This is a genomic window from Accumulibacter sp. (assembly GCF_016789985.1).
In the GTDB taxonomy this organism is placed as follows: domain Bacteria; phylum Pseudomonadota; class Gammaproteobacteria; order Burkholderiales; family Rhodocyclaceae; genus Accumulibacter.
Window position 1 is genome coordinate 1 of sequence record NZ_JAEUOL010000182.1, and the last position, 10743, is coordinate 10743.

Annotated in this window: 12 protein-coding genes; 4 read left to right on the top strand and 8 right to left on the bottom strand. The window is 60.5% G+C overall.

Annotated elements, in window-relative coordinates; all coding sequences use genetic code 11:
• Nucleotides 1-174 precede the first annotated feature (174 nt).
• From JNK99_RS10820 to clpS, 4 genes are all read right to left on the bottom strand, one after another.
• Nucleotides 175-693 (bottom strand): ankyrin repeat domain-containing protein, encoded by a 519-nt coding sequence (locus JNK99_RS10820; RefSeq protein WP_291852680.1) that lies wholly within the window; start codon nt 691-693, stop codon nt 175-177.
• 15 nt (nt 694-708) lie between these two features.
• Entirely contained in the window at nt 709-1203 is a 495-nt protein-coding gene (rraA, locus tag JNK99_RS10825; protein ID WP_291852683.1) for a ribonuclease E activity regulator RraA, read from the bottom strand.
• A gap of 70 nt (nt 1204-1273) precedes the next feature.
• The gene (gene clpA, locus JNK99_RS10830) at nt 1274-3532 is read right to left on the bottom strand and encodes an ATP-dependent Clp protease ATP-binding subunit ClpA (RefSeq protein WP_291852686.1); all 2259 of its coding nucleotides are present in this window, start codon (nt 3530-3532) and stop codon (nt 1274-1276) included.
• Nucleotides 3533-3841 (bottom strand): ATP-dependent Clp protease adapter ClpS, encoded by a 309-nt coding sequence (clpS, locus tag JNK99_RS10835; RefSeq protein ID WP_291852688.1) that lies wholly within the window; start codon nt 3839-3841, stop codon nt 3533-3535. It lies immediately after the preceding gene.
• 261 nt (nt 3842-4102) lie between these two features.
• Between clpS and JNK99_RS10840 the strand changes: the two genes are divergently transcribed.
• Nucleotides 4103-4306: a cold-shock protein gene (locus tag JNK99_RS10840; protein WP_015768464.1), complete on the top strand. Its 204-nt coding sequence runs from the start codon at nt 4103-4105 to the stop codon at nt 4304-4306.
• Nucleotides 4307-4388: 82 nt separating this feature from the next.
• Here JNK99_RS10840 and soxZ read toward each other — a convergent pair whose 3' ends face one another.
• From soxZ to moaC, 3 genes are read right to left on the bottom strand one after another with little or no spacing between them, the layout of a single operon-like run.
• Nucleotides 4389-4709 (bottom strand): thiosulfate oxidation carrier complex protein SoxZ, encoded by a 321-nt coding sequence (gene soxZ, locus JNK99_RS10845; RefSeq protein ID WP_291852691.1) that lies wholly within the window; start codon nt 4707-4709, stop codon nt 4389-4391.
• Nucleotides 4710-4732: 23 nt separating this feature from the next.
• Nucleotides 4733-5227: a thiosulfate oxidation carrier protein SoxY gene (gene soxY, locus JNK99_RS10850; RefSeq protein ID WP_291852695.1), complete on the bottom strand. Its 495-nt coding sequence runs from the start codon at nt 5225-5227 to the stop codon at nt 4733-4735.
• Nucleotides 5228-5231: 4 nt separating this feature from the next.
• Nucleotides 5232-5714: a cyclic pyranopterin monophosphate synthase MoaC gene (gene moaC / locus JNK99_RS10855; RefSeq protein WP_291852698.1), complete on the bottom strand. Its 483-nt coding sequence runs from the start codon at nt 5712-5714 to the stop codon at nt 5232-5234.
• A gap of 129 nt (nt 5715-5843) precedes the next feature.
• Here moaC and JNK99_RS10860 point away from each other — a divergent pair, with 129 nt between their 5' ends.
• The 3 genes from JNK99_RS10860 to pabB are packed head-to-tail and all read left to right on the top strand — an operon-like array spanning nt 5844 to nt 9378.
• A complete protein-coding gene (locus JNK99_RS10860) occupies nt 5844-7295 on the top strand; it encodes a M48 family metalloprotease (protein ID WP_366518754.1) in 1452 nt (483 codons plus the stop codon).
• Nucleotides 7296-7327: 32 nt separating this feature from the next.
• Complete coding sequence (locus JNK99_RS10865) at nt 7328-7555, top strand: sulfurtransferase TusA family protein (RefSeq protein ID WP_291852706.1); 228 nt, start codon at nt 7328-7330, stop codon at nt 7553-7555.
• A 26-nt stretch (nt 7556-7581) separates the two neighbouring features.
• Nucleotides 7582-9378 (top strand): aminodeoxychorismate synthase component I, encoded by a 1797-nt coding sequence (gene pabB / locus JNK99_RS10870; protein WP_291852710.1) that lies wholly within the window; start codon nt 7582-7584, stop codon nt 9376-9378.
• Between the two features lie 48 nt (nt 9379-9426).
• Here the strand turns inward: pabB and JNK99_RS10875 are convergent.
• The coding region (locus tag JNK99_RS10875) for a class I tRNA ligase family protein (RefSeq protein ID WP_291852715.1) at nt 9427-10743 on the bottom strand (1317 nt) is incomplete at its 5' end.

Here is a 10743-nt window from a genome sequence, read left to right on the forward strand (position 1 = left end):
TCTTCAGCGCCACCTGCGCCTTGAATGCCGGCGTGTGCTTCCGCCTCGTCCTTCTCGTCATGCTCTCGCTCCTGTTGGGGCTGCTTCCGCAGCCGTCCAATGGGCAAGACTACCACCTATCCTGCTGTCCGAAATTCCGGCGCCACCTCTGCTTCGTGTGGCCTCAGGTTTTCGTTATTTGTACTTTTTATCCATCTCTCGTGCTGCGCGGATCATATCGGCATCGAGCACCGAGGTATCCGTTCCATAGCAGCGAACCATTTCGATTTCCTCAAAGACCGGCTGTGCGTCTGGGGCGGCTTCGGTCGCCTGCGCAATGGTCGTCGCACCGTACTGCTGCCCGCGCCAGCGTGCAATCATTATTTCCTGCTCGCTTAGTCCGGTCTTCATGCCGGCGGGTAACTTCGCACCGAGTTCGATCAAGGTCTTGACAACCTCGGTGCGATTGCCGCGAATGGCCATCGACAAAGGCGATGTCGGTTGTGTGTTGTCCAGGGTATTGACTTTGGCTCCACGGCGGACCAACTCGCGCACGATATCGGCATAGCCCATGAAGCATGCAACCCCGAGCGGCAGGCCCGGATCTCCGCGACCATCCAGGAACTCGACGGGGGCGCCCGCATCGAGGACTGCCTTGACCTCCTGCAGACGGCCGGTTCGAATGGCTTTGAGCAGGTCAATGGCTGTGTTCACAGTTCATCTCCCATTTCAGTCGAGCGCCTGATCACTGACCACGACTCCATCGTTGTCAGCGTAGATCCACTCGCCGTTGCGGAAGGTGACGCCACCGAAAGTCACCGCTACATCGCGTTCGCCGATACCTTTCTTGATGCTTTTCAGCGGGTGCGTATTGAGCGCGCGCAGGCCGAGGTCGATACGGCTTATGTCGTCCGAATCGCGGATGCAACCGTAGACGACGATCCCTTCCCAAGTGTTCCTGTGTGCCAGGATTGCCAGTTGATCGCCAACCAGTGCGCAGCGCAGTGAGCCCCCGCCATCGATAACCAGTACCTTGCCACGACCGTCCTCGACAAGTGCCTCACGTACCAGCGAGTTGTCCTCGAACAGTTTCAGCGTGACGATCTGCCCGCTGAACGCAGTGCGCCCTCCGTAACTCTGGAACATCGGTGTGACGACGCGGACCCGGCCGTCCTGGATTCTGGCTTCGTGCTTGTCGAGCAAGTCGGGTGTCTTGAAACTCATGGTGCTGGCCTCGCTGTTCGAGGTGTACGATGAGCCATGCCTGCGGCAGGGCGGTTGACATGGGGACTACTCAGGCAAGGACCGCCGGCTCTTCTTCGAAGACCAGCCGCACATTCCTGTTTTCGTCCAGATCGACGGTGACATGTCCACCGTTGGCCAGACGGCCGAAGAGCAGTTCATCGGCCAGTGAAGCGCGAATCGTGTCCTGAATCAGGCGCGCCATCGGTCGGGCACCCATCAGCGGGTCAAAGCCTTTGCTGGCGAGATGTTCCTTCAGTGCCGTGGTGAACACCGCTTCGACTTTCTTCTCGTGCAATTGCGCTTCAAGTTGCATCAGGAACTTGTCTACCACGCGCAGGATGACCTCGTGGTCGAGCGCCCGGAAGGAAATGGTGGCATCAAGCCGGTTGCGGAACTCGGGGGTAAAGATCCGCTTGATTTCGGCCATTTCGTCACCGGCCTGGCGCGACGGGGTAAAGCCCATTGTCGCTTTCTGGATAGCTTCCTGTCCGGCGTTGGTGGTCATGATGATCACCACATTGCGGAAATCCGCCTTGCGCCCGTTGTTGTCGGTCAGGGTGCCGTGGTCCATCACTTGCAGGAGGATGTTGTAAATGTCCGGATGGGCCTTCTCGATCTCGTCGAGCAGCAACACGCTGTACGGTTTCTTGGTGATGGCTTCCGTCAGCAGACCGCCTTGATCGAATCCGACGTAGCCCGGTGGTGCGCCGATCAGGCGCGATACGGCGTGCCGCTCCATGTATTCCGACATGTCGAAGCGCACCAGTTCGTTACCGAGACAGTACGCAAGCTGCTTGGCCACTTCCGTTTTGCCCACCCCGGTCGGACCCGAAAAGAGGAAGCTGCCGATCGGCTTGGTGGGATTGCCCAGACCCGAGCGTGCCATCTTGATCGCTTTGGCGAGCGCATCGATCGCGGCATCCTGTCCGAAGACCACTGCTTTCAGGTCACGGTCGAGGTTGCGCAGGTTGTTGCGGTCGTCGGAGGAAACGTGGGTCGACGGGATGCGCGCGATCTTGGCAACGATCTCCTCGATGTCGATCTTGCCGATCAGCTTCTTCTGCTTGGATTTAGGCAGGATTCGCTGTGCTGCTCCGGCTTCGTCGATGACATCGATTGCCTTGTCGGGCAGGTGACGGTCGGTGATGAAGCGGACCGAAAGTTCGACGGCCGAGGTCAAGGCTGCCGCGGAGTACTTGATGCCATGATGCGACTCGAAGCGCGACTTGAGGCCCTTGAGGATCTCGACGGTTTCGGCGCTCGACGGCTCATTGACATCGATCTTCTGGAAACGCCGCGATAGCGCGTGATCCTTTTCAAAAATGCCCCGATACTCGGTATAGGTTGTGGCGCCGATGCATTTCAACTGGCCGGTAGACAAGGCCGGTTTAAGCAGGTTCGAGGCATCGAGTGTACCGCCGGAAGCCGATCCGGCGCCGATCAGGGTGTGGATCTCATCGATGAACAGGACTGCCTGCGGATTTTCGCTCAACTGCTTCAGTACACCCTTGAGGCGCTGCTCGAAGTCTCCGCGGTACTTGGTTCCGGCAAGCAATGAGCCCATGTCGAGGCAGTAGACATTTGCCTTGGCCAGAATCTCGGGGACGTCGCATTCGACGATCCTGCGTGCCAGCCCCTCGGCAATGGCGGTCTTGCCGACCCCCGCTTCACCGACCAGCAGAGGATTGTTCTTGCGACGCCGACAGAGAGTCTGGATTACCCGTTCCAGCTCACGTTCGCGGCCGATGAGCGGGTCGATCCTGCCCTGCAGCGCGAGTGCGTTGAGATTGATGGTGTAGCTGTCGAGCGGACCAGCCACTGTCTGCGGCTCGCTTTCGGCTTCGCCCTCCGGTTCGCTGCGCGGCGTGTTCTGCGGCACCTTGCTGATTCCGTGCGAGATGAAATTGACCACATCAAGGCGAGTGACTCCCTGCTTCTGCAGATAGTAAACGGCGTGCGAGTCTTTCTCGCCGAAGATTGCCACCAGGACGTTGGCGCCATTCACTTCCTTGCGTCCGGAAGACTGAACGTGCAGGATGGCGCGCTGAATCACCCGCTGGAAACCCAGGGTCGGTTGCGTATCGATCTCGTCGTCACCGGCGACGGTGGGGGTGTGTTCGGCGATGAAGCGGGTCAGGTCCTTGCGCAGTTGTTCGATGCTGGCGCCACAGGCGCGCAGAGCTTCGGCTGCAGAGGGGTTGTCGAGCAGTGCCAGCAGGAGGTGTTCGACGGTGATGAACTCATGGCGTTTCTGACGCGCTTCGACAAACGCCATGTGCAAGCTGACTTCAAGTTCCTGCGCAATCATTCAGTTTTCCTCCATTACGCACGCCAGCGGATGCTGGTTGCTGCGTGCGAAGCTTGTGACCTGTTCTACCTTGGTGGCAGCGACATCGCGCGGGTAAACTCCACAGACACCACGGCCTTCTGTGTGCACCTTGAGCATGATGCGTGTTGCCTGTTCTCGACCCATTGCAAAGAACTTCTGGAGAACCGCGATCACAAAATCCATTGGTGTGAAATCGTCGTTCAACAACATCACCTTGTAGAGTGGTGGTGGTGCGAGTTGCGCGCGCTTCGTTTCGAGTAGGGAGCCATCTTGATGCTTCGTTGCCATAGGTGAATTCTAACCAGTCCTTGCGGATGCGCAATACCGGCTCCAGCCAATTTACGGGAGCCAAAGAGCGCTTGGTGGGTGGCAGGTAGCGAAAACGCTTGACGCCCCTGCCTTGTTTAGCGTAAAAAGCCTGCATGCTCTTAGTCCATGCCAGTGGGGGGTGGTTCTGCGTCTCAGCAATACCTTTCCAGCTGTTGTTGAATTAGAAGCATGCAAGTCGGGCATTGCCCGGATTTAGTCTTTTTTCAAGGAAGTGGCAATATGGCAACTGGTACAGTGAAGTGGTTCAATGACGCCAAAGGTTTCGGCTTCATTACTCCGGATGATGGCAGCGAAGATCTCTTCGCTCATTTTTCGGCGATCACCATGGGTGGGTTCAAGACCCTCAAAGAGGGCGAGAAGGTTTCCTTCGACGTGACGCAGGGCCCCAAGGGCAAGCAAGCATCGAACATCTCGCGCGCTTGATTTTTTCGGGTGTGCAACAGGGACCCGCCTCCGGCGGGTTTTTTTTCGGCTCCGTCAAGCCATCCGGCGCTTCTGGGTGAGGCTAGGCGGCGGCGATCACCACCTCGTCGCGACGTTGTTCACCCTTGCTGTCGGACCATTCCATGGCAAGCCGGTCGCCGGCCTTCAGGCCACTGGCGTAGAAAGTGAAGAGCGGATTGCGGGCAATCGAGGTGTTCAGTTGCCCGTTGACCAACGGGTTCCCGTTGGCACTGAGCGAGAACGTCTGTATGAAGTGCTGCGCGATCGGCTTGCCGTTCTCGGGGTCCTTGCGCTGACCGGTTTCCATCGGGTGCGGCATGAGGACACGAATCTCGGCGATGTCTCCCTGTAGCGTGGCGCGGATCTTGATTGCTTCTGCCATTTCCGGTTTCGGTATTCCCTGCTTCAGCCGCCGCAGCCGCCGATCGTCACCTTGACTTCCCGGCTGGCATGATAGGTTTTGCCGTCAGCCGCCCTCACCACGACACGTATGCGCGACGATTCGGCCATCTTGAGTTGCAGGCGAACGCGCGCCAGGGCCGCTTTTCCGAAGTTCAGGCTGGCCGCCAGCGGCATCGGATTCTTCTCGACAAAGATACTGATGTTCTGGCTGTCCGGCAGGTTGCTGATCACCTCCAGGGGTACTTGCGCGCCATTCTCGGCTATTTCGACGGTCTTGATGACGATGCTGCCGCTTTCCACCGAACCTGTTACGCTGGCTGCCTTGATCGCCTCGGTCAGGCTGGTGGCGGTGAAGGCAGGACGGTTCCAGTCGGCAGCCAGAACGCGGGAAGGTTGAAGCAGCCCGGTGGCCAGTAGCCCGCCAAGGCCGACGCTGGCGCTGCTTGCCTTGAGCAGGAGTCGACGCAAAGGGTCGAAATCGCTGGCAGGGCTTGCCATGGGCTCAGGTTGCTTTCCAGTGTCCGGACTGGCCGCCGAGTTTCTCCAGCAGGTGGACGCCCTCGATTCGCATCCCCCGATCAACTGCCTTGCACATGTCGTAGATGGTCAGCAGGCCGATGCTGGTTGCGCAGAGTGCCTCCATCTCGACGCCGGTTCGACCAAAACATTCGGTCTGCACCAGGCAATGCACGGTGTTTTCCGCGCGGTCGATCGCAAAATCAACCGTCACCTTGGTCAAGGCGAGCGGGTGACAAAGGGGAATCAGATCAGACGTGCGTTTGGCACCCTGTATGGCGGCGATGCGGGCGACACCCAGCACGTCACCCTTGCTGGCTGATCCCCGCACAATCAGTGCCAGGGTCTCGGGTTGCATCGAGATGCTGCCGGTGGCACGTGCCTGGCGCGCCGTTTCCGCCTTCTCCCCGACATCGACCATTTGCGCCTGGCCTTGCTGGTTGAAATGAGTAAGCGGCTGGGTGGGCATGGCATCAACTGAGAGGCTGCGGGTGAAGACCGGACGGGGTGGTAACGCTTAGTAACAATTCGAGGGATCGAGATTGGATATCATAGCACCATCCGCCTTCGCTCACGACCGAGGACCCTGTTGACCAAGATGCTCCGTACCGTTGTTTGCCTGGCCGTTGCGGCGGCTGTCGGGAGTTCCTCCGCGCGCGCGGCCGATGAGCTGCCCGACTTGGGGGAAGCAGCACGTGCCGAGTTGTCGCCACAGCTCGAACGCAAGATCGGGGAACGGATTCTCAACGAAATTCGCTTGCGTGAGCCGAGTTACGTCGATGATCCGGAGCTGTCGGATTACCTCAATCGTCTGGGCAACCGCCTGGTGGCTGCCAGTGCGCACCCCAGCGCCGACTGCCATTTTTTCCTGATTCGTGACAATACGGTAAACGCGTTTGCGATGTTTGGTGGTTTTATCGGGGTGAACACTGGTACCGTACTCATCGCGCAGTCGGAGTCCGAGCTGGCCGGCGTGCTGGCGCACGAAATCTCGCATGTGCTGCAGAATCATTTGGCGCGGCACATCGCTCGGGAGAAGCAGAGCTCGATCGCCACCATGATCGCGATGGCGATCGGTGTGCTCGCTGCCCGTTCCAACTCGCAGGTGGCGAGCGCCGCGATCGCTTCGGCGCAGGCCGGCTCGATCCAGGCGCAACTGGCCTACAGCCGTGATTTCGAACGTGAAGCAGATCGTGTCGGGTTTCAGACGCTCAGCCAGGCAGGCTATGATGTGCGTGGCATGGGTGACTTCTTTGGCCGGCTGCAGCAGGCGGGGCGGGTTTATGAGAACAATGCGCCGGTTTATCTACGTTCGCACCCGCTGACCGTCGAGCGTCTCTCGGACATGCAGAACCGGGCGCAAGGGGCGCCGTACCGGCAGGTGGTCGACAGCCTGGACTTTCACCTTGCACGGGCCAAGTTGCGTGCCCAGATGGGAACGCCGCAAGAAGGCGTCAATGAGTTCGGCAAGCAGTTACGCGAAAAGAAGTATGTTTCGGAGGCGGCGACCCGCTACGGCCTGAGTTACTCGTTGTTGCGTGCGAAGGATGTGATGGCTGCACAGCGGGAGTTCGAAGCATTGAACGCGCTCAAGGTGTCATCGCCGATGTTTGCCGGTCTGGCGGCGTCGATCCGGATTGCTGCCGGCGATCTGCCCGCAGCCACCGCGATCTATCGTGATGCTCTGCAGCGCTACCCGCAGTCCACCTCGTTGATCTATGGTTATGCTGAAGCACTGCTGGCCGGAAGGCAATACGATCAGGCGCTGCTCTTCCTCGATTCTCAACTGCAACTTCACCCTGTGGACTTCAGGCTGTATGGGCTGCAAGCCAGAACCTTCGCCGCAACAGGCCGGCGTCTGCAACAACATCGGGCACAAGCCGAGTTCTACTTTTTGCAGGGCCAGTTGGGGCCCGCCGTCGAGCAACTGCAATTCGCTCAACAGGCCAACGATGGAAGCTTCTTCGAACAGTCAGCGGTGGACGCTCGTCTGCGCGAATTGCGCAAGCTGCAAGTGGAGGAGCTGAAGCAGAAGAAGAATGGCGTTTAGAATATGCGCTCAGCTTCGTAATGGATCAGACCATGCACTTCGATCGAGAGTTGGACGTCAAAGGGCTGAATTGCCCGCTACCGATACTGCGCACCAAGAAAGCTCTTGCCGAGATGGCGCCTGGCCAGGTGCTGCATATCCTGGCGACCGATCCGGGGTCGCTGAAGGATTTCGAGGTCTTCGCCCGGCAGACCGGCAACGAGCTGTTGTCGAGTGTCGAGGTGCACAAGGTCTTTGAATACTACCTTCGGCGCAAGTAAGCGCAGGCTCCGTCGGGTGGCGTCTCGTGAGTCGAAATGAGCCGCTTGCGGCCGATGGCCGTTTCGCTCTGTTTGACCGTGACGAAGGTGGTGCCCTGCTGTTCAGTGTCTGGTGTCGAACTCATCATCTGGATGACGCAGGCGCTCCGGGTGCGCTGTTCGCGAAGCTTGATGCCGAGCTGGCCGCTGGCCGCTGGGTCGCGTTGGCGGCCGATTACGAGCTTGGCGGCTGTTTCCGTCTGCGCACCGCCCCGGTGCTCACCAGTCGTGCGCTCCTGCGGGCCTGGGTGTTCGAGCGTGCCGAACGGCTTGATGCGCAGGCCCTGGACAACTGGCTGGCCGCCCGGGTCGCTGCGCTTCCCGAAGATCAACGGGTGGCCGGCGTTGGCGAGCTGTGTGCGGCGGTCGATGCCCGGAGCCACGCCGCGAAGGTCGGGCAGGTGTGTCGCTGGATCGCCGACGGCGACTGCTACCAGATCAATCTCACTTTCCCGCTGACTTTTCGGCTATACGGTCATCCCCTGGTACTCTACCAGCGGCTGCGCGAGCGGCAGCCGGTCCGCTACGGTGCTTACCTTGCCGTCGGCGCAGAGACCATCCTGTCTTTCTCGCCCGAGCTGTTTTTTGAGCGTTGCGCCAGCCGCGTCTTGACGCGCCCGATGAAGGGCACTGCAGAACGCGGCAGGACGCCGGCCGAAGATGAGGCGCAACGCGTGGCACTGTTGTCATCGGCGAAGGAGCGTGCCGAGAACATCATGATCGTTGATCTTCTGCGCAATGACTTGGGGCGGCTGGCGCAGGCCGGCCAGGTGCGGGTGGAGGCATTGTGCGAGGCGGAGGCTTATCCGACACTGTGGCAACTGGTGTCGTCGGTGTCCGCAGAATTGCCGGGAGCGAGCCTGGCGGACCTGTTTGGTGCGCTGTTCCCCTGTGGTTCGATCACCGGGGCACCAAAGGTACGTGCCATGCAGCGCATTACCGAACTCGAGGATGCGCCACGCGGACTGTACACCGGTGCGCTGGGCTGGGTGGCGCCGAGCGGCGACTGCCGTTTCAATGTGGCGATTCGTACCATCGAGCTTGGTTCTGCGGGACAGGCTCGGCTTGGCGTTGGCAGCGGGATCGTTGCCGAGGCCGAAGCGGCGCGTGAGTACGCCGAGTGTCTGCTGAAAGCGCGCTTCCTGACGGACTTCGATCCTGGATTCGAACTGGTCGAGACCTTGCGACTGGAGGGTGGCAGCTATCCGCTGTTGCCCCTGCACTTGCAGCGACTACAGGCTTCGGCACACAGCCTGGGCTTCAGCTGTGCGCTGCCAAGCTTGTCATCGGCGCTGGCACGCGAAGCGGCCGAACGTCCGGGCGGGATCTTCCGGGTTCGCCTGACCCTGGCGCATGACGGTCGGTATGGTATCTCGTCGTCACTGCTGGCCGAGCAGCCGGGTGGGCCGCGGACGGCAGTGCTGGCCAGTGAGGCTCTGTCCGCCAATGACTTCCTGTTGCGACACAAGACCACGGCACGGGCGCGTTACGATCGGGCACTGGCCGCCTTGGCGGCACGCCCGGAGGTTTTCGACGCGATCTTTCTCAACGGTCGTGGTGAGGTGTGCGAAGGGGCACGCAGTAATGTTTTCGTCGAGCGCGCCGGACGATTGCTGACTCCGCCGGTGGATTGTGGTCTACTGCCCGGGGTCTTTCGTCGGCACTTGCTCGAAGGGGGCAGGGCTGTTGAACAGGTATTGCGCCTTGCCGACCTGCGCCAGGCCTCGTGCTTGTACCTGGGCAATGCCCTGCGTGGTCTGGTACCGGTATCCCTTGCCGGGTGAACGCCGCACGGGCTGCGCTGCGGCGACGAGAGCCAACGGCGCTTTCGGTTAGCTGCCCTTGAGGCGCGCGCGCTGTGGTTCGAGTTTCTCGAGTGTGGTGATGAAGCCGTCGAGACGCTTCCTTTCCTGTTCGACCACCGCCTCCGGCGCGCGCGCAACGAAGTTCTCGTTGGCCAGTTTGGCCTGTGCCTTGCCGATCTCGCCGGTCAATCTGGCGATTTCCTTGTCGAGGCGTTCGCATTCGACGTCAAGATCGATCTGCACCTGCAGCATCAACTTGGTATCGCCAAGCACGGCGATTGGTGCGTTCGCGTCGGCGGGGATCTCGTCGACGATCTGCATTTCCGACAGCTTGCAGAGCGCCTTGAGATAGGGGGCGAAGTCGGCCAGTGTCGAACCATTGCCACTGGCGAGCAGCGGCACCCGCAGCGCCGGTGACAGATTCATCTCGCCACGCAGGTTGCGGCAGGCGTAGGCCAGTCCTTTCAATTGCTGCACGCTGGCCTCGCTGGCCGGATCAAGCTTGCCGATCTGTGCCTGCGGGTAGGCTGCGAGCATCACCGAGTCATGCGTCCTGCGGCCGGCAATGGGTGCCACCGCTTGCCACAGTTCCTCCGTAATGAAGGGCAGCAGCGGGTGTGCCAGGCGCAGAACCGCTTCCAGGACGCGCGCCAGCGTTCGGCGCGTGGCGCGCACTTGCTGCGCGGACCCTTGTTGCAACTGTACCTTGGACAATTCGACATACCAGTCGCAGAATTCGTCCCAGACGAATTCGTAGAGCGATCGCGCCAGGAGGTCGAAGCGGTAGTCGGCGAAGTGTTGCGCAAGGTCTGCTTCGGTGCGCTGCAACCGGCTGACGATCCAACGGTCAGCAAACGAAAAGCTGAGTCCCGAACTGCAGCCGTCCGGCGTGCAGGCGGTCAGGCCCAGGTCATGCCCGGCGGTGTGCATCAGGACAAAGCGGCTGGCGTTCCACAGCTTGTTGCAGAAATTGCGGTAACCCTCGCAACGGTTGAGGTCGAACTTGATGTCGCGTCCCGGGCTGGCCAGCGAGAGGAATGTGAAGCGCAGTGCGTCGGTGCCGAAGGGCGGGATACCTTGCGGAAATTCCTTGCGCGTACGTCTTTCGATCTGGTCGGCCTGCCGGGGGTTCATCAGGCCAGTGGTGCGCTTTTCGATCAGGGCGTCGAGGCCGATGCCGTCGATCAGATCGATCGGGTCGAGCACATTGCCCTTCGACTTGCTCATCTTCTGTCCTTCGGCGTCGCGGATCAGGCCGTGCACGTAAACGTGCCGGAAGGGGATCCGGCCGGTGATGTGCCGCGTCATCATCACCATGCGTGCGACCCAGAAGAAGATGATGTC

Bases quoted from the DNA above. Each gene is read 5' to 3' on its own strand.
- rraA (WP_291852683.1), bottom strand. From the start codon at position 1,203: ATGAGTTTCAAGACACCCGACTTGCTCGACAAGCACGAAGCCAGAATC.
- clpA (WP_291852686.1), bottom strand. From the start codon at position 3,532: ATGATTGCGCAGGAACTTGAAGTCAGCTTGCACATGGCGTTTGTCGAA.
- clpS (WP_291852688.1), bottom strand. From the start codon at position 3,841: ATGGCAACGAAGCATCAAGATGGCTCCCTACTCGAAACGAAGCGCGCG.
- JNK99_RS10840 (WP_015768464.1), top strand. From the start codon at position 4,103: ATGGCAACTGGTACAGTGAAGTGGTTCAATGACGCCAAAGGTTTCGGC.
- soxZ (WP_291852691.1), bottom strand. From the start codon at position 4,709: ATGGCAGAAGCAATCAAGATCCGCGCCACGCTACAGGGAGACATCGCC.
- soxY (WP_291852695.1), bottom strand. From the start codon at position 5,227: ATGGCAAGCCCTGCCAGCGATTTCGACCCTTTGCGTCGACTCCTGCTC.
- moaC (WP_291852698.1), bottom strand. From the start codon at position 5,714: ATGCCCACCCAGCCGCTTACTCATTTCAACCAGCAAGGCCAGGCGCAA.
- JNK99_RS10860 (WP_366518754.1), top strand. From the start codon at position 5,844: ATGCTCCGTACCGTTGTTTGCCTGGCCGTTGCGGCGGCTGTCGGGAGT.
- JNK99_RS10865 (WP_291852706.1), top strand. From the start codon at position 7,328: ATGCACTTCGATCGAGAGTTGGACGTCAAAGGGCTGAATTGCCCGCTA.